The sequence below is a fragment of the Pseudomonas sp. UV AK001 genome (genome assembly GCF_046097675.1).
Classification (GTDB): domain Bacteria; phylum Pseudomonadota; class Gammaproteobacteria; order Pseudomonadales; family Pseudomonadaceae; genus Aquipseudomonas; species Aquipseudomonas kribbensis.
On record NZ_JBJUVZ010000007.1, the window covers coordinates 53,674 to 71,302 of the forward strand.

Annotated in this window: 19 protein-coding genes; 13 read left to right on the plus strand and 6 right to left on the minus strand. The window is 60.0% G+C overall.

All coding sequences use genetic code 11. The annotated features are described in order from the left end of the window. The first annotated feature begins 8 nt into the window (after positions 1-8). The 7 genes from ACKLNA_RS19215 to ACKLNA_RS19245 all read left to right on the plus strand — a co-directional run bounded on the left by ACKLNA_RS19215 (position 9) and on the right by ACKLNA_RS19245 (position 7,489). The gene (locus tag ACKLNA_RS19215) at positions 9-878 is read left to right on the plus strand and encodes an SDR family oxidoreductase (protein WP_408986764.1); all 870 of its coding nucleotides are present in this window, start codon (positions 9-11) and stop codon (positions 876-878) included. 3 nt (positions 879-881) lie between these two features. Further along, the gene (gene atuC / locus ACKLNA_RS19220; protein ID WP_408986765.1) at positions 882-2,498 is read left to right on the plus strand and encodes a geranyl-CoA carboxylase subunit beta; all 1,617 of its coding nucleotides are present in this window, start codon (positions 882-884) and stop codon (positions 2,496-2,498) included. 30 nt (positions 2,499-2,528) lie between these two features. Beyond that, positions 2,529-3,686, plus strand: a complete 1,158-nt coding sequence (gene atuD, locus ACKLNA_RS19225) for a citronellyl-CoA dehydrogenase (RefSeq protein WP_085710720.1) — start codon at positions 2,529-2,531, stop codon at positions 3,684-3,686. After that, positions 3,683-4,480: an enoyl-CoA hydratase/isomerase family protein gene (locus ACKLNA_RS19230; protein WP_408986766.1), complete on the plus strand. Its 798-nt coding sequence runs from the start codon at positions 3,683-3,685 to the stop codon at positions 4,478-4,480. The genes atuD and ACKLNA_RS19230 overlap by 4 nt, the downstream gene beginning before the upstream one ends. Positions 4,481-4,548: 68 nt before the next feature. After that, entirely contained in the window at positions 4,549-6,510 is a 1,962-nt protein-coding gene (locus ACKLNA_RS19235) for an acetyl/propionyl/methylcrotonyl-CoA carboxylase subunit alpha (RefSeq protein ID WP_408986767.1), read from the plus strand. Positions 6,511-6,579: 69 nt separating this feature from the next. Next, positions 6,580-7,122 (plus strand): exonuclease domain-containing protein, encoded by a 543-nt coding sequence (locus ACKLNA_RS19240; RefSeq protein ID WP_408986768.1) that lies wholly within the window; start codon positions 6,580-6,582, stop codon positions 7,120-7,122. A gap of 82 nt (positions 7,123-7,204) precedes the next feature. Then, entirely contained in the window at positions 7,205-7,489 is a 285-nt protein-coding gene (locus tag ACKLNA_RS19245) for a pyrimidine/purine nucleoside phosphorylase (protein WP_007940055.1), read from the plus strand. Positions 7,490-7,559: 70 nt separating this feature from the next. Here ACKLNA_RS19245 and ACKLNA_RS19250 read toward each other — a convergent pair whose 3' ends face one another. Together ACKLNA_RS19250 and ACKLNA_RS19255 are read right to left on the minus strand one after the other, a co-directional pair. After that, positions 7,560-8,366 (minus strand): MOSC domain-containing protein, encoded by an 807-nt coding sequence (locus tag ACKLNA_RS19250; protein ID WP_408986769.1) that lies wholly within the window; start codon positions 8,364-8,366, stop codon positions 7,560-7,562. Positions 8,367-8,456: 90 nt separating this feature from the next. Next, positions 8,457-9,392, minus strand: coding sequence for a chemotaxis protein CheV (locus ACKLNA_RS19255; protein WP_085710725.1), 936 nt, complete (start codon positions 9,390-9,392; stop codon positions 8,457-8,459). 452 nt (positions 9,393-9,844) lie between these two features. On the opposite strand from ACKLNA_RS19255, the gene ACKLNA_RS19260 reads away from it, so the two are divergent. From ACKLNA_RS19260 to ACKLNA_RS19270, 3 genes are all read left to right on the plus strand, one after another. After that, complete coding sequence (locus tag ACKLNA_RS19260; RefSeq protein WP_408986770.1) at positions 9,845-10,315, plus strand: hypothetical protein; 471 nt, start codon at positions 9,845-9,847, stop codon at positions 10,313-10,315. A gap of 490 nt (positions 10,316-10,805) precedes the next feature. Further along, positions 10,806-11,699, plus strand: a complete 894-nt coding sequence (locus tag ACKLNA_RS19265) for a sensor histidine kinase (protein WP_408986933.1) — start codon at positions 10,806-10,808, stop codon at positions 11,697-11,699. Continuing rightward, on the plus strand, positions 11,696-12,355 hold the full coding sequence (locus ACKLNA_RS19270; protein ID WP_085710728.1) for a response regulator transcription factor: 660 nt from the start codon (positions 11,696-11,698) through the stop codon (positions 12,353-12,355). Before ACKLNA_RS19265 ends, ACKLNA_RS19270 begins: the two co-directional genes overlap by 4 nt. Here ACKLNA_RS19270 and yegS read toward each other — a convergent pair. Continuing rightward, positions 12,339-13,256 carry a lipid kinase YegS gene (gene yegS, locus ACKLNA_RS19275; protein ID WP_408986771.1) on the minus strand — a complete coding sequence of 306 codons (918 nt, stop codon included), beginning with the start codon at positions 13,254-13,256 and terminating at the stop codon, positions 12,339-12,341. The two genes, ACKLNA_RS19270 and yegS, sit on opposite strands and share 17 nt — an antisense overlap. 314 nt (positions 13,257-13,570) lie before the next feature. On the opposite strand from yegS, the gene ACKLNA_RS19280 reads away from it, so the two are divergent. Beyond that, positions 13,571-13,879, plus strand: a complete 309-nt coding sequence (locus ACKLNA_RS19280) for a hypothetical protein (RefSeq protein ID WP_408986772.1) — start codon at positions 13,571-13,573, stop codon at positions 13,877-13,879. 42 nt (positions 13,880-13,921) lie between these two features. Here ACKLNA_RS19280 and glp read toward each other — a convergent pair whose 3' ends face one another. Both glp and moaB read right to left on the minus strand, forming a co-directional pair. Beyond that, entirely contained in the window at positions 13,922-15,148 is a 1,227-nt protein-coding gene (glp, locus tag ACKLNA_RS19285; protein WP_408986773.1) for a gephyrin-like molybdotransferase Glp, read from the minus strand. Further along, positions 15,132-15,671, minus strand: coding sequence for a molybdenum cofactor biosynthesis protein B (gene moaB, locus ACKLNA_RS19290; RefSeq protein WP_248743800.1), 540 nt, complete (start codon positions 15,669-15,671; stop codon positions 15,132-15,134). The genes glp and moaB overlap by 17 nt, the downstream gene beginning before the upstream one ends. A gap of 81 nt (positions 15,672-15,752) precedes the next feature. Here moaB and mobA point away from each other — a divergent pair, with 81 nt between their 5' ends. Further along, positions 15,753-16,355, plus strand: coding sequence for a molybdenum cofactor guanylyltransferase MobA (gene mobA, locus ACKLNA_RS19295; protein WP_408986774.1), 603 nt, complete (start codon positions 15,753-15,755; stop codon positions 16,353-16,355). Positions 16,356-16,432: 77 nt separating this feature from the next. Further along, positions 16,433-16,654, plus strand: coding sequence for a YgdI/YgdR family lipoprotein (locus ACKLNA_RS19300; RefSeq protein ID WP_085710733.1), 222 nt, complete (start codon positions 16,433-16,435; stop codon positions 16,652-16,654). A 74-nt stretch (positions 16,655-16,728) separates the two neighbouring features. On the opposite strand, the gene ACKLNA_RS19305 is transcribed toward ACKLNA_RS19300, so the two are convergent. Further along, on the minus strand, positions 16,729-17,622 hold the full coding sequence (locus ACKLNA_RS19305) for a pseudouridine synthase (RefSeq protein WP_408986775.1): 894 nt from the start codon (positions 17,620-17,622) through the stop codon (positions 16,729-16,731). Positions 17,623-17,629: the final 7 nt, after the last annotated feature.

Sequence of the window (17,629 nt, forward strand, 5' to 3'; positions counted from 1 at the left end):
TTGGCACCATGGCGTATGAATCGATTTTCAGGGCCGATCTGCTCAGCGGCCAGACCGTGATTGTCACCGGTGGCGGCAGCGGCATCGGGCGTTGCACCGCCCATGAACTGGCGGCGCTCGGGGCCACCGTGGTGCTGATCGGACGCAAGCCGGAAAAGCTGCAAACCGTCGCCGCCGAAATTGCCGAGGACGGTGGTCGGGCGCACTGGAAGGCTTGCGATATTCGTGACGAAGAAGCGGTGAAATCACTGGTCAGCGAACTGATCCGTGAACACGGGCCGATCCACGGACTGGTCAACAATGCCGGCGGCCAGTACCCGTCGCCATTGGCCTCGATCAATCAGAAAGGCTTCGAAACCGTGCTGCGCACCAATCTGGTCGGCGGTTTTTTGATGGCCCGGGAAGTGTTCAATCAGTCGATGAGCAAACACGGCGGCAGCATCGTCAACATGCTTGCCGACATGTGGGGTGGCATGCCCGGCATGGGCCACTCCGGCGCCGCGCGTTCGGGCATGGACAACTTCACCAAGACTGCCGCCTTCGAATGGGGTTACGCCGGCGTCCGGGTGAATGCCGTGGCGCCGGGATGGATCGCCTCCAGCGGCATGGACACCTATGAAGGCGCGTTCAAAGCCGTGATCCCGACCCTGCGCGAACACGTGCCGCTCAAGCGCATCGGTACCGAATCGGAAGTCAGCGCGGCGATCGTGTTTCTCCTCAGCCCGGCTGCCGCATTTATCAGCGGCAGCACCTTGCGCATCGACGGCGCAGCCAGTCTGGGCAGTCGCGCATGGCCGCTGCACAAGGCAAGCCACAGCGAATCGTTCAACGGGTTTCACCGGGCCTATATGCCGGACGTCTTGAAGGACAAGGAGTAAACCATGCCGGTCATTCAGTCCCAGCTCGATCCACATAGCGAAGCCTTCGCCCGCAACCGCGCGGCCATGCTCGCCGCCATCGAGCAAGTCCAGCAGCTCGAACAGAACCTGCTGAACAAGGCTGCCGAGGCCAAACCGAAATTCGACAAGCGCGGACAATTGCTGCCCCGCGAACGCCTGAACCTGCTGCTCGACCCCGGTGCCCCTTTCCTCGAACTGGCCAGTCTTGCCGGTTACAAATTGCACGACGACAAGGACGGCAGCTCGGCAGGTGGCGGCTTGATCGCCGGCATCGGTTACGTGTCCGGTGTGCGTGCCTTGATCGTGGCGAACAACAGCGCGATCAAGGGCGGGACGATTTCCCCGTCGGGCCTGAAAAAATCCCTGCGCCTGCAGCAGATCGCCCAGGAAAACAAACTGCCGGTGATCACCCTCGCCGAAAGCGGCGGTGCCAACCTCAATTATGCGGCGGAGATTTTCGTCGAAGGCGCACGCAGCTTTGCCAATCAGGCACGGATGTCGGCCTTGGGTTTGCCACAGATCACCGTGGTGCACGGCTCGGCCACCGCTGGCGGCGCCTATCAGCCGGGGCTGTCGGATTACGTGGTGGTGGTGCGCGGCAAGGCCAAGCTGTTTCTCGCAGGCCCGCCATTGCTTAAAGCGGCGACCGGCGAAGTGGCCACCGACGAAGAACTGGGCGGCGCCGAGATGCACGCGCAAGTGGCCGGCACCGCCGAGTACCTGGCCGAAAACGATGCCGACGGTGTGCGTCAGGTGCGGGAAATCGTCAGTCTGCTGAACTGGAACGAGCAATTGCCGTGGCGGCCCGAACCGCAATACAAAGAACCGCTGTACCCCGTCGACGAACTGCTCGGTCTGATCCCGGACGACCCGAAAAAACCCTATGACGTACGCGAAATCATTGCGCGGATCGCCGACGAATCACGCTTCATGGAGTTCAAGGGTGAGTTCGATCAGCAAACCATTTGCGGTCACCTGAAAATTCAGGGGCGCGCCTGCGGCTTCATCGGCAACAACGGTCCGATCACTCCGAATGGTGCGAGCAAGGCGGCGCAGTTCATTCAGCTGTGCGACCAGAGCCAGACGCCGCTGCTGTTTTTCCACAACACCACCGGGTTCATGGTCGGCACCGAATCAGAGCAGAACGGCGTGATCAAGCACGGCTCGAAACTGATCCAGGCCGTGGCTAATGCGCGGGTGCCGAAACTGACGATCGTGGTCGGCGGCTCCTATGGCGCGGGCAACTACGCGATGTGCGGGCGCGGGCTCGATCCGCGCTTCATCTTCGCCTGGCCCAACAGCCGCACTGCGGTGATGGGCGGCGCCCAGGCCGGCAAGGTGCTGCGCATCGTCACCGAAGCCAAACAGCTCAAGGACGGCCTGGTGCCCGACCCGAAAATGCTCGACATGCTGGAACAGGTCACTGCGCAAAAACTCGACAGCCAGTCCACCGCCCTCTACGGCAGCGCCAACCTGTGGGACGACGGGCTGATCGACCCGCGCGACACCCGCACTCTGCTTGGCTACCTGCTGGACATCTGCCACGAAGCCGGCATCCGCACACTGGCCCCCAACAGCTTCGGCGTCAGCCGCTTCTGACCGCCTCGGACCTCAAGGAGAACAATAAAAATGATCTTCACCCCGGAACACGAAGCCCTGCGTCGCACCGTCCGCCAGTTCGTCGAGCACGAGATCAACCCCCACGTCGATGAGTGGGAAAAGGCCGGGCGCTTTCCGATCCACGAGATTTTCCGCAAAGCCGGCGACCTCGGTCTGCTGGGGATTTCCAAACCGGAAAAATTCGGCGGCATGGGCCTCGATTACAGCTATTCGATCGTCGCCGCCGAAGAGTTCGGCACGATCCATTGCGGCGGCATTCCGATGTCGATCGGGGTGCAGACCGACATGTGCACCCCGGCCCTCGCCCGCTTCGGCTCCGATGAGCTACGTGACGAGTTTCTGCGCCCGGCGATCACGGGCGAACAGGTCGGTTGCATCGGCGTGTCGGAAGTCGGCGCCGGCTCAGATGTCGCCGGGCTCAAGACCACTGCGCGCAAGGACGGCGACGACTATGTGATCAACGGCAGCAAGATGTGGATCACCAACTCACCGAGCGCCGACTTCATCTGCCTGCTGGCCAACACCTCGGACGACAAACCGCATGTCAACAAATCGCTGATCATGGTGCCGATGAACACGCCGGGCATCAGCCTCAGTTCACACCTGGACAAGCTCGGCATGCGCAGCTCGGAAACCGCCCAGGTATTTTTCGACAACGTGCGCGTACCCCAGCGCAATCGCATCGGCCATGAAGGCGCCGGGTTCATGATGCAGATGTTGCAGTTCCAGGAGGAACGCCTGTTCGGCGCGGCGAATATGATCAAGGGCCTGGAATATTGCGTCGACAGCACCATCGAGTACTGCAAGGAACGCAAAACCTTCGGCAACGCACTGATCGACAATCAGGTGATTCACTTCCGCCTCGCCGAATTGCAGACCGAAATCGAATGCCTGCGGGCGCTGGTCTATCAGGCCACCGAGCAATACGTGAAAGGCCAGGACGTCACCCGGCTGGCCTCGATGGCCAAGCTCAAGGCCGGACGTCTCGGCCGCGAAGTCAGCGACAGTTGCCTGCAATACTGGGGCGGCATGGGCTTCATGTGGGACAACCCGGTGGCCCGCGCCTACCGCGACGTGCGGCTGGTATCGATTGGCGGCGGCGCCGACGAAATCATGCTGGGCATCATCTGCAAACTGATGGGCATCCTGCCGGGGAAAAAGAAATGACCACCCTTCCCGCTTGCCAGACGCTGTTGCTGGAATCCCATAACGGCGTGCTGCACATCACCCTCAATCGTCCGGAAAGCCGCAACGCCATGAGCCTGCAAATGGTCGCCGAACTGCGCGCAGTGCTTGCCGCTGTGCGCGATGACCGCAGCGTGCGCGCCCTGGTGCTCAGCGGCGCCGGCGGGCATTTCTGTGCCGGCGGTGACATCAAGGACATGGCCAACGCCCGCGCCCAGGGCAGCGATGCCTATCGTGAGTTGAACCGGGCTTTCGGGTCTCTGCTGGAAGAAGCACAGCACACGCCGCAAGTGTTGATCACCGTACTGCAGGGCGCGGTGCTCGGTGGCGGTTTCGGGCTGGCGTGCGTGAGCGATATCGCGATGGCCGATCATCAGGCGCAATTCGGTCTGCCGGAAACCAGCCTCGGTTTGTTGCCGGCGCAGATCGCGCCGTTTGTGGTGCAGCGCATCGGCCTCACAGAGGCCCGCCGCCTGGCGCTGACCGCCGCCCGTTTCGATGGACATCAGGCTCGACGGCTGGGGCTGGTGCACTTTGTCGAACAGGATCCGCAGTCACTCGCCGAACGCCTGGATGAAGTGCTCGACCATGTCTTGTGTTGCGCCCCCGAAGCGAATGCCGTGACGAAAAGACTGCTGCTGGCCAGTGCCGGCCAGCCATCGAGCGAACTGCTGGATGAAGCGGCGCAGTGGTTCAGCGAAGCGGTGACCGGTGCCGAGGGCATCGAAGGCACGATGGCGTTCGTGCAAAAGCGCAAACCCGGATGGAGCACCTGACCCTGTGGGAGCGGGCTTGCCCGCGATGAGGCCCTTCAATCTACCGCCAACATTCAGGAAAAATCACCATGCCCGCCATCCACAAAATCCTGATCGCCAACCGCGGTGAAATCGCCTGCCGCATCCAGCGCACCGCCCAGGCCCTCGGCTATCGCACGGTCGCGGTGTTCAGCGACGCCGACGCCGATGCGTTGCATGTCCAGATGGCGGATGAGGCGGTGAACATCGGCCCCGCATCGGTGCAGCAGTCCTACCTGAACATCCCGGCCATCCTCGACGCCGCACGGCGCAGCGGCGCCGACGCGATTCATCCCGGTTATGGCTTCCTCTCGGAAAACGCCGGGTTCGCCCGAGCCTGCGAACAGGCCGGCCTGACCTTCATCGGCCCCAGCGTCGAAGCCATCGAGCTGATGGGCAGCAAACGCCAGTCGAAAATCGCCATGCTCGCCGCCGGTGTGCCATGCATCGCCGGCTATCAAGGCGCCGAGCAGGACGACACGACTCTGACACGGGAAGCCGAGCGCATCGGTTATCCGTTGATGATCAAGGCCAGCGCCGGCGGTGGCGGACGCGGCATGCGGCTGGTGCATCACGCATCTGAATTGGCGGCGCAATTGCGCACGGCTCGCTCGGAAGCCTTGAATGGATTCGGCAGCGACGAACTGATCCTCGAACAGGCGCTGACTGAACCGCGCCATGTCGAGATTCAGCTGTTCGGCGACCGGCACGGCAACCTGATCTACCTCGGCGAGCGGGACTGTTCGATCCAGCGTCGCCACCAGAAGGTCATCGAGGAAGCGCCGTGCCCGGTGATGACCGAAGAGTTGCGTCAGGCAATGGGCGAAGCGGCGCTCAAGGCCGGGCGTGCGGTGAACTATGTGGGCGCTGGCACCGTGGAGTTTCTGCTCGATGCCCGAGGCCAGTTCTTCTTTCTGGAGATGAACACCCGGCTGCAGGTCGAACACCCAGTAACGGAGTTGATTACCGGACTGGACCTGGTGGCCTGGCAACTTTTGGTTGCCGAAGGCCAGCCGCTGCCGTTGACCCAGGCGCAGGTCAAACTCGATGGCCACGCCATGGAAGTGCGACTCTATGCCGAAGACCCGGCCCAGGGATTCCTGCCGCAGACCGGGTGTGTCGAAGTCTGGGCACCGGCACTGGATCGGGGAGCGCGGGTTGATCATGGGCTGATCGAAGGTCAGTCGATCTCACCGTTCTACGACCCGATGCTCGGCAAACTGATTGCCCACGGTGCGACACGTGAAGAGGCCCGGCGCAAACTGTTGTGCGCGGTGCAGGACAGCGTGTTGCTGGGTGTGCAGAGCAATCAGCGGCTGCTGGCCAGTCTGTTGCAGCATCCGCAGTTCATCAGCGGCGAATTCAGTACCGGGTTTATCCCGCAACACTTCACCGACCATCCATGTCTGCATTCCCATTCACCGAGTGCCGAAGAGCTCGCAATCGCGGCGTTGCTGTTCTATCAATCTGCCGCTGGTTCGCATCGCGCACCGTTGGCCGGTTGGCGCAACAATGCCGGCGCGCCGCTGCACTATCGCCTGGGTCTTGATGATCAGGAATGGAGCGTGCAATTGCTGGCCGCCCCGGATGGCATCATTCGGGTTCAGGTCGCTGAACGCGCCTTCGAACTGAAGCTCATCGAACACGGCGAACGCTCGATTTCCCTGGATATCGAAGGCCTGCGTCAGCGCCACGCCTATCGTCTGCACGACGACCAGCTCTGGCTGTTCACCCGCCCCGGCAGCGTGCGTCTGGTGGATCGAACTCATGCCGTGATCGACAGTCAGACCAGCGTCAGCACCGGCACCTTGAAAGCCCCGATGGATGGCGCAATCATCGACGTGCTTGTCAGCGAAGGCAGCCCGGTCAGTAAAGGCCAGCTGCTGGTGGTGCTGGAGGCGATGAAAATGGAGCACCCGCTCAAGGCCGGCATCGACGGCGTGCTCAAGCGGGTGCAGGTCAAGGTCGGCGATCAGGTAAAAAATCGTCAGGTTCTGTTGCAGGTCGAGTGAGTGGTCAAACGTATCCGCAAGGTTTGACTACGCTCTGACTATCAGGACGCGGAAATCAGGAACCCTGCGATGCCCCATTGGCTGGTCATTGATCTGGAAGCCACCACCGATGAGGGTGGCTGGCCGGTTACGGAAATGGAGATCATCGAGATTGGCGCCACCTTGGTGGATCGTGCCGGTCGCGAGCAGGATCACTTTCAACGTTTCGTCAAACCGACGCGTCGGCCACTGCTGACGCCGTTCTGTCGTGAGCTGACACACATCACCCAGGCCAACATCGACGCGGCGCAGCCGCTGAACGAGGTCTGGCCGGCGTTCGAGCGCTGGCTCGCTCAGCACCAGGCACGCCTTGAAGGCTGGGCCAGCTGGGGCGACTACGACCGCAAGCAATTGCTTCAGGAATGGCAACGCCTGCAACTCGACAGCGCGCTGAGCCGTGTGCCGCACATGAACCTCAAACAGCGCTTTGCCAAGGCCCGACGCCTCGAACGGCCCCTGGGACTCAACGGCGCCCTGCAACTGGCGGGCATGCAGTTCACCGGTCAGCAGCACCGGGCGCTGGAAGATGCGCGCAATACCGCCCGATTATTGCCGCTGGTGCTGCCGCTCTAGCGCAGGTGACGGCGCCCTGAGCCTTGTGCATACTGGCCGACCTTTTTGACCCTTTTTAAGCCCTTTTCGAGAGGAATCGCCCATGTTTAAAGTCAACGAGTACTTCGACGGCACCGTCAAGTCGATCGCTTTTGGCACTGCCGAAGGCCCTGCGACCATCGGCGTCATGGCCCCGGGCGAATACGAATTCGGCACCAGCCAGCGTGAAATCATGCACGTGGTGTCCGGCGCACTGACCGTCAAACTGCCGGACAGCAGCGACTGGGAAACCTTCGCCGCCGGCAGCCAGTTCAACGTGCCCGCCAACAGCAAGTTCCAGCTGAAAGTGGCCGTCGACACCGCTTACCTGTGCGAATACCGCGGCTGAAACCCCGGTTTCCTGCGGCAATAAAAAATGCCCGTGTCCAAGGACACGGGCATTTTTCGTTTCGGGACGGTTATTCGAGGATTTCCACCGGCATGCCGACTTCAAGTCGACCGTTGCTGTCGTTGACCAGGTTCTGACCGAACATTGCACCGTCGGCCTGGGCACGGGTCTTCTGTAGGGTCGCCAGTGGCTCGCGGTCGGCGCTGCGCTCACCGGTTTTCGGGTCGATGGTGGTGAGAATGCAGCGCGAGCACGACTTGACCACGCGGAATTCGACATCGCCAATGCGGATGCGCTTCCAGCCATCCTCGGCATAGGCCTCGCTGCCCTCGATCACCAGATTCGGCCGGAACCGCAGCATTTCCAGCGGACGCCCGACTTCCTGCGACAAGTGTTGCAGCGACGCCTCACCAATCAACAGCAGCGGGAAACCGTCGGCGAAGGCCACCTGGTCGTCATCGTTGCCGTACCCGGCCTGGGTCGTGCGGGCGCGGTCCAGTGGCACTTGCACCAGTCGGGTCGGCTTGCCGATGAATTCGCTGACCCAGCGGGCCGCCTCTTCACCGGCATCCGGTACGCGCAAGGTGTCGCGCCAGATTGTCACGCCACGCAGCTCGGCTTCGTTGCCGGGCAAAGCGATATCAATCGCCGAATGTCCCGGCGCATCGAGGGTCAGGCCACCGTCGGTATTCCACAGTGCGGACAACTGGCTCATTTTCGCTTCGGCACGCTGAGTCAGGAAGCGCCCGCTGGCCTCGTCCACCAGCATCCAGCGTCGGTCGCCCTCAAGCCCCAGTTTGTCCAGGCCGATCCCTTGCAGGACCTCGGCCTTTCCGGATTTCAGCGGGTAACGATAAAGCGCGCTCAGACGCAGCATGGCCAGCTCCCTGGTGGGTGAAAAACGCCACCCTATACGAGCTTTGTCGCCGAATCAAAGGCTGACGCCGGGGCAGCCTCGACAAGTTGATCAGGCCGGCACTTCGTCGAGCATCAGACGCTGGCGCACCACATCGACCAGCTTGTCCGGCTGGAACTTGGAGAGGAAGTTGTCGCAGCCGACCTTCTTCACCATGGAGTCGTTGAAGCTGCCGGACAGCGAGGTGTGCAGCACCACGTACAGGCCGCGCAGACGCGGGTCGTTGCGGATTTCGGTGGTCAGGCGATAGCCGTCCATTTCCGGCATTTCCGCGTCGGTGAAGATCATCAACAACTTGTCGGTCATGTTGACCCCGGTGTCAGCCCAGGCCTTGAGCATGTTCAGGGCTTTCAGACCGTCGCTGGCGATGTGCATCTTCACGCCCAACTGGCCGAGGGTGTCGCGCAATTGCGACAGGGCCACATTGGAGTCGTCCACCAACAGCACTTCACGGCCGCGGGCACGTTCCAGGACCGGATCTTCCAGTTTGTCGCGGGACACCTTGGCGTTGTACGGGACGATTTCGGCGAGGACTTTCTCGACGTCGATGATTTCCACCAGTTGATCGTCGACCTTGCTGATGGCGGTCAGGTAGTGCTGGCGGCCGGCACTGGTCGGTGGCGGCAGGATGGCTTCCCAGTTCATGTTGACGATGCGATCTACACCACCGACGAGGAAGGCCTGCACCGAACGGTTGTACTCGGTGACGATAATCGTGCTGTTGGGGCCCGGCACCAGCGGGCGCATGCCGATCGCCTGGGACAGGTCGATCACCGGCAGGGTCTGGCCGCGCAGGTTGACCACACCGCAGACAAACGGGTGACGCTGAGGCATCAGAGTCAGCTTTGGCAGCTGCAGGACTTCCTGAACCTTGAACACGTTGATCGCGAACAATTGGCGCCCGGCCAATCGAAACATGAGAATTTCCAGGCGATTCTCACCCACCAGTTGCGTGCGTTGGTCTACCGTATCGAGAATGCCGGCCATCAATGACTCCTGGGCTTGTTCTGGTGAATTCATTAAAGGGGGTTATCGGCGGATTCGAGCCAATCTTGATCCCCATACAAATCACCTACAAAATGCCATGAGAAGGCATTGATGTCACATTAACATCATGCTTTACTGGCCCCGTGATTTCATCTGCTACATTCTCTGCGGCGCGACCACGGTTTGCGCGGCAGGTTCCCGTGCCTAAGGGATTCCCCTAGTAACAATCAGGCCCAACCTGATGTTCGCAATATCCAATAGCCATTAATGTGACGCCATTCTCATTGCATGAACGGAGTCAGGCTTTTGTGTGCGATCGCAGGTCAGTGGAAACTCACCCTCTCGAAACCCCTGTCAAAAGCCTCGGCACCGCAGGGCGCGATCTCACGACGGTTCATGATCGTCGACACACACGACATTCGCTCATCAGACATGACGTTGTGGAGATAAGCATGCCGAACGACCGTAAAGAGTGGGCGCAGCGGTTCCCCGAATTTCTTGTCGAGGCTGAAACGCTCCTGGCCAAGTCCGAAGAGTGCCTGAGTCATTTGCAACTGATCAGCAATGACAAGGACGCAATCGATTGCATGCTCAGCACCCTGCTCAAACTGGCGAACAGGGCCGATGCCCTGGCACTGGTGGCAGTCTCCGAGTTCTGCCTGCACCTGCATGGTTTGCTCACTCAGACGCAAGATCATGTCGACCTGCATGCCCAGGCGCTCGATGCCCTTAAAGATTGCTTCACCCTGATGGCCTGGCAACTTGAACTGGTCGACCCGAGCACCGGACAGCTAAGCCTGGACGAAAGCGAGCAGACGTCCCTCATCGAAGCGTTCGCCTTCCAGGTTGGACAGAGCCAGTTTCAACCGCCACTCAGTGCCAAACCCTTGTCCCTCGTGTCTTACTCGGAGCGACAAGCGTAATCGAGTGCACCCCGGGCGCGTTGGAGCCTGTTAGTTCTAGCCATCGAATGTCGCAATTGAATAACTCATGCCTGCCAGCGACATCTCCAAATAAATAATTACGCTTCAACATGCAGACTGCCTACCGTTGAAGTCAGGGTTTACCTGTGTATAAAAATTGAAGACTTTCCGTGTAATCGATAATTATCGACTCCAATAAATCAACTTTTTCCATTATGGAACTCGCGTCCAACATGGCGTTTTTCCTGACTCTTTGGACATATAGGGCGAACGCGACCAACGGTATGTTAAGTGGTATTATGCCGCGCGTTAGTTGCTTTCACTTAATGGCACAGTGACTTCAATGATCGTTCTGCTCCGAAGTTGGCAGTCAATTATCGATCACTGAACCGTATTGAAACCAACAACCTGAACCACAGATTTTCAGACAGAGACCGCCAGCCACTCTGACCGGTCTGCCCGCAGCGAACATCCATTGGCTCCATCCGCTATGTACGCCAGCCTCAAGTCAATCGCCACATGGCCACCCTCCCGAGAAAACGCGCGCAGGTTCACGCTCACGCTTTGCATTGGCGCAGCTTTGGGCAGTCTGCTGACTTATTGCCTGTCCGCACCGTTGTCGTTTGGCCTGCTGCTGCTCAACGTGGCAGCCGCCGCTTGCGTCTTTACCCAGCATCGCCTGTCGCGCAAGTCGATCAAGTTCCAGCCCCAGGAGCTGGCCGATCGATTGCTCGAAGTCCAGGAAAACGAACGCCATCGCCTCAGCCGCGAACTGCACGACGATATCGGCCAGTTGCTGACCGCCGCCAAGTTGCAGAGCGAATGGCTCAAACGGCGTCTGCCCGAGGATCTTCAGGAACAATGTTCGGCACTCTGTGACACCCTTGAGGAAACCCTCAATAAAGTCCGCGACGTTTCGGCCATTCTCAACCCACGGCAACTGACCAGCCTCGGGCTGGAAGCCAGTCTGCGCGCGCATTTGCTCAAGACACTGGCCAATACATCGGTTCACTGGAGCCTGGACTGTCAGCAGCGTCTGAACGGCATCCCCGAAGAAATGGCTGTCGCCGCCTTCCGCATCACTCAGGAAGCCGTGACCAACATCCTGCGACATGCGCAGGCCAAGAATCTGCTGATCCGCGTACAACGCCTTCCCCAAGGCTTGACCCTGCTGATCAGTGATGACGGTCTGGGGTTTGCCCCGGCCGCCAATCCCGGTCGTGAAGGACAACGAGGCATGGCCGGGATGGCCGAACGGATCGAGCAACTGGGCGGCAGCCTGAGCGTGACGAGCGAACCGGGCAAAGGCACTCAAATCGAAGCACTATTCCCCTGGGCGCCCCGTGCACTCGAGCGGGCCAGTACGAATAAGGTTATGCGTTGACTTGTAACTTACTTCTGGTGGATGACCACTCGCTGATCAGAGCCGGCGTGCGCGCTCTGGTGCTGGATATTCCCGGTTACGCGGTAATCGGCGAGGCCAATGACGGCTCGCAATTGCTCGAGATGGTCGAGCAACTGAACCCCGATATCGTCTTGCTGGATATTTCCATGAGAGAAACCGGCGGCCTGGAGGCGTTGCAGCGGCTCAGACGGGTTCGACCGCACAGCAAGGTGCTGATTCTGTCGATGCACACCGATCCTGCGCTGATCATGCAGGCACTGGAATCCGGTGCCCATGGCTATCTGCTCAAGGACACCACGGCCACTGAGCTCGAACACGCACTGGAAGCCTTGCGCAACAACGAGCGCTACCTGAGCCCTGCCATCGCCCACACGGTGATCAACCAGGCATTGACCCGCAATCAGAAGCTGCAACCGGAAGTCGCCGATTCACATAACCTGACGGCTCGCCAGCTGGAAATCCTGCGCCTGATCGTACGCGGCAAGTCCACCCGCGAGATCGCCAATGGTTTGGGTCTGAGCATCAAGACTGTTGAAACCCACCGCTCGCAGATCATGAAACGCCTGCAGATCTACGATGTGGCGGGGCTGGTATTGTTTGCCGTACGGGAGCAGATCATCAGTCTGGACGACTGACCCGCCGCGTTCTTCCCAACAGCGGCGAGTTCTCCGGCAAATGAACACGCAACGCCGCCGGACGCGCCGCAAACCGCAGACTGTCTCCTTCCAACGGCTCGCCATCAAGATTGATGCAGAGCCCTTCGGCAACCTTGATTTCGACCCACGGCAGACGTGTGCGGACAAACATGTTGTCGAGACCAAATCCGTCGCTGAGCAGGTTTTTCAGCGTGCCGACCAGCTCCTGTGGTGCCGGCAGAATACTGATATCCAGCAGGCCGTCATCCGCCAGTGCCTCCGGGCACAACACATGCCCTCCACCTGCCTGGCGGCCATTACCGATACCCAGCGCGAGCAGTTCACCGCTCCAGTGAAAGTCGGGCCCCTGCAATTCGCCATAGGCGGCGTGCAACTCACTGAATCGCGACAGGCCCGTAAACAGATAGGCCGCGCCGCCCAGCACCTTTTTCAGATCCTCCGAGGTATTGGCGGTGACCTGACTGCCAAAACCGCCCGTGGCCATGTTCAGGAATATCTGCCCGCCCACCTCCCCCAGATCGATTTCACAGGCTGGCGCGTCAAGCAAATCGAGTGCCTCATCCGGTTCCAGAGGAACACCCGCCGCGCGAGAAAAATCGTTGGCGGTTCCCAACGGCAACAGCACCAGACTGGCCTCTCCCGGGTGAGCGGCCAGGGCCTCGGCGATGTCGCGCAAGGTGCCATCGCCACCGCCGGCAATGATTGTCCCGTATCCGGCAGCCAGCGCTTCTTCCACCAGACGCTGGGCATCACCGGCCTCCCAGGTCAGACGTACCGCCAACTCCCACCCCTGCCCGCGCTTGCGTCCAACAGCGGCGCGAACCGCTTCGTTGAGTGCCTGTTTGCCATGCAGAATCAACAATGCCCTGCGTTCACTCATTTTTTGTCACTCCCGGAATTGAATCAGTTCGGGACATCTTGACCCTGACGACACGCAAAAGAGCCACCGCAATCCCAAGTATTTCCGGCTCCCCTTCAACTCGTCCTACAAGGCGGTATTTTTTCGTACGCAATGTAAGGAATCGGCTCAATTGACCCATCGTGGCCATTGGTACACCTTGTGTCGGTGGCAACAATCTTCAACCCGATAACACAAGGATGTGCAGTTAATGAGTCAATACACCAACAGGACTATCGATCACTCGAGCAGCAGATTCTGCCGGCAGAAACGCATGGCAACAGGTGGGCACTTCAATGCACGGCCATGAAGCAAGAATGCCAGTGAGTCCGGTTGCCCCCCTCTGTGACAGTCGTGCCAGTCAAAAAGCCGAATTCAACAGCTTTACCAAAAACACTGGAGAAACCGTTATGGAACCTCGTGTCACCGAGCTGGAAACCCACATCAAATACATCCGCCGTGACATGGACGAAGTAAAAGGAGACATCAAAGCCATCAAACACCGTCTCGCCTACTCCGCAGGTGCCACAGCAGTGATCCTTGGATTGTTGGGCTGGGTAGCCAATAGTCGCTTCGACCAGCTCATTGCGCTGATCAGTCGCTGACGGACTGAAATGCAGGCCCTCACCAAGCCTGCATTTCAATGATCAGCCGAGAAGTTCACTCAGGGGAATGAAGGGCACCATGTCTCCCTGGGTCAGGGTGCGCCCCTCCTGCACCTCTACCAATCCATCAGCCCAGGCGGCGCTACGCAGAACACCTGAACTCTGGTTTCGGTAGATTGTTGCCTGCCCCTGCTCCAGACGCCCCCGCAGGAATTCACGCCGATTGCCCGCCTGGGGCCAGACGAATCCAGCCTGGACTGGAAACTTGAGAGGCTCTACATCTTGCACACCCTGACGACGCAGCAGGTAAGGTTTGGTCAGCAAGGCAAAAGTCACCAGGGTCGACGCGGGGTTGCCGGGCAGACCGATGACCGGAACACCCCGGAAATGACCAACAGTCAAAGGCTTCCCGGGCTTGATCGCCAGCTTCCACAGCGTCAGCTCACCTTCTTCCCTCAGCGCGACGCCGAGGAAGTCCGCTTCGCCAACCGATACGCCTCCGGTCGACAGTATCAAGTCGGCCTCTTTGAGCTCCCCAAGTCGTGCACGAGTGGTGGGCAAGTCGTCCGGAAGAATCCCGGCATCCAGCACTTCACAGCCCAGACGCTGCAGCCAGCTGCACAGCACCACCCGGTTGCTGTTGTAAATCTGTCCTGGACCCAGTGCCGTTCCCGGTTCGACCAGCTCATCGCCGGTGGACAGCACTGCCACACGGGGTTTGCGGATCACATCAAGGCTGGCGCAGCCCAAAGACGCAGCCAACCCCAGCTCGATCGGACCGAGCCGGGTTCCCGCGGACAGGATCAATTCGCCCACCGTGGTTTCCTGCCCCTGCGGGCGGATGTTCTGCCCGGACACCATGGGTTCAGTGAACCGAACTCGTTCGTCGGCCTCGATCACGGCGTTTTCCTGCATTTCGACGCAATCGGCGCCCGGCGGAACGGGTGCCCCCGTGAAGATACGCGCGCAGGTTCCCGGTTCCAGATGTTCAGGCGCCTGGCCGGCAAAAATCTTCTGACTGACCGGCATCGGCTCACCAGCCCAGTCGGCCAGGTTCAAGGCATACCCGTCCATGGCACTGTTGGGCCAGGGCGGCAGATCCAGTGTCGAGACCAGATCCCGCGCCGACACCCGCCCCTCGAGCTGCGCCAATGGCAGATACTCGGACTCGACAATACGCGTGGCATCAGCCATTTCCAGCAGACGCGCCAAGGCCACCTCGACCGGCATCAGGCTGCCGGTCTTGCCAGGCTTACCCGCGGGATTCACAGGGAGCCGCCTGTTTCAGATGAGGGACGAAATTGCACGGGCGATGCCGCGAATCCAGTTGCTCGGCCAGGATGCCATCCCAACCGGTGCGCACCGCGTTGGTCGAACCTGGCAGGCAGCAAACCAGCGTACCGTTGGCCAGTCCAGCCAGTGCACGGGATTGCACAGTGGAAGTACCGATATCGGCCACCGAAATCTGCCGGAACAGTTCACCAAAACCATCCACCTGCTTGTCGAGCAGGCACGCAACGGCTTCGGGTGTACTGTCACGACCGGTGAAGCCTGTGCCCCCGGTGATCAGCACCACTTGCACGATGTCTTCGGCAATCCAGTGGGCAACTTGCGCGCGGATTTTGTACAGGTCATCTTTGAGCAATACCCGCTCCGCCAGGTTATGACCGGCTGCGGTCAAACGGTCGACGAAGACCTGGCCGGAGGTATCGGTTTCCAGAGTGCGGGTGTCACTGACTGTGAGTACCGCGATATTGAGCGGTGCGAAAGGTACATCAGCCTTGGCTTTCATAGGCTCATCCAGTTGTAGGAGAAACAGCCCGGTGTTATATCACAGCGCCCCATTTTTTCGCCGAACCTGCGGAGAGCTGCCATGACTTCGAATACGCAACTGCCCTCCTGCTCCATCCTGTTACTGGCCGGTGGACGTGGTCAACGCATGGGTGGCCAGGACAAAGGGCTGATTGAATGGCACGGGGAACCGCTGATCGCTCATTTGCAGCGCAAGGTTCGCCCACTGACCGACGATCTGATCATTTCCTGCAACCGCAATCGCGAACGCTATGCGCCCTTCGCCGATCAATTGGTGACAGACGACGAAGAAGACTTTCCCGGGCCATTGGCCGGTATCCGTGCCGGTTTGCGAGCCGCTCGCCATTCCCATCTGCTGGTGTTGCCGTGCGACGTACCGCGAATCGATCTTCCCCTGTTGCAGAGCATGTACGAGACCGCCAGCCTGCACCCTGAAAACCCATTGATGCTGCGTCACGACGAGCACTGGGAACCGCTGCTGTGCGTGATTCCCGTGGCGCTTCTGCCCGCATTCGATGAGGCCTGGCACAAAGGGGAACGCAGTCCTGGCCGGCTCATGCGCAGCCTTGGCGCACAGGCCCTGATTTGCCCGGACAACGACCCACGGCTGGCCAATCTCAATACCCCGGAACTGTTAAGCTCTCATAACACTGTGTCAGACTGACCGCATTCAAGGAACTCTCACGCCTTGCATACGTCTACAGCTCAGTAACCAAAAGAATTCCCTTCGGAGACAAACACATGACTCAACGGACTCTCGCCACTTTCATGCTCGCACTGGGCCTGGCCACCCTCGCCGGTTGCGCTTCGCCAACGGTGATCACCTTGAATGACGGTCGCGAAATCCAGGCCGTCGACTCGCCTAAATACGACAAGGATTCGGGCTTCTACGAATTCGAACAACTGGACGGCAAGCAGACTCGCATCAACAAGGATCAGGTTCGCACCGTTAAAGAACTGTAAGCGACGCCAGATACAGAAAAGCCCGCATTTGCGGGCTTTTTCGTGAGCGTCAGAAAGATGGTTTGCACTATTACTCACCAGTCCAGCGTGATCCGGCTTTCAAAATCACGCACCTGCCCCGTAACCGGATCGATGAACCGCAAACCCTGCGCCAGAAGCTTGAGCGGATTGGCGTAATCATCCTCGACGTCCTTCAGCACCTCCGGATAGAACGGATCGTTGCAGATGCTCGCACCCAGCGCCGTCATATGCACCCGCAACTGGTGTTTCTTGCCGGTCACCGGATACAGGCCGTAACGCCAGAGGTCGCCGTTCCGTTCCCGCACTTCCACTGCCGTTTCGGTGTTGCTGACACCGGGACCTTCCTGCATGCGGAAAAAAGGCTCGCCATCGACCATACGGCTCTTGTGCACCAACGGAAAATCCAGCCCCGGCAATGCAGCGGCGATGGCTTCGTAGCGTTTTTCGATTTGCCGTGTCGGGAACAATGATTGATACGCCGAACGCGTTTGCGGATTGGCCGAAAAAATCACCAACCCGGCGGTGTGCCGGTCGATTCGGTGCAATGGCACCAGGTGCGGGTTGTCCAGACGACGAATCAGCCGGCGCAGCAGCGTCTGTTCCACGTATTCCCCTGCTGGCGTCACCGGCAGGAAATGGGGTTTGTCTGCGACGACCAGATGTTCGTCCGCGTAGAGAATCGACTCGACCACCGGAATCGGCTTTTCATCCGGCACTTCGCGAAAGTAATGGATGCGCAGGCCTTCCTTGTACGGCAGGTCCAGCGCAATCGGCTGGCCTTCGCCATCCAGTACCCGTCCTCGGGCAATCCGGTCCAGCCACTGATCGCGTCCGATGGCACTGAAGTGATCACACAGACAATCGAACACCGTCCGCCAGTCGCCCGGGGGCAGGTAAAGCGTGCTGGCCTGATTCTGTGCGGCGGAAAATGTTGGTGTGCTGGACATACGGAGA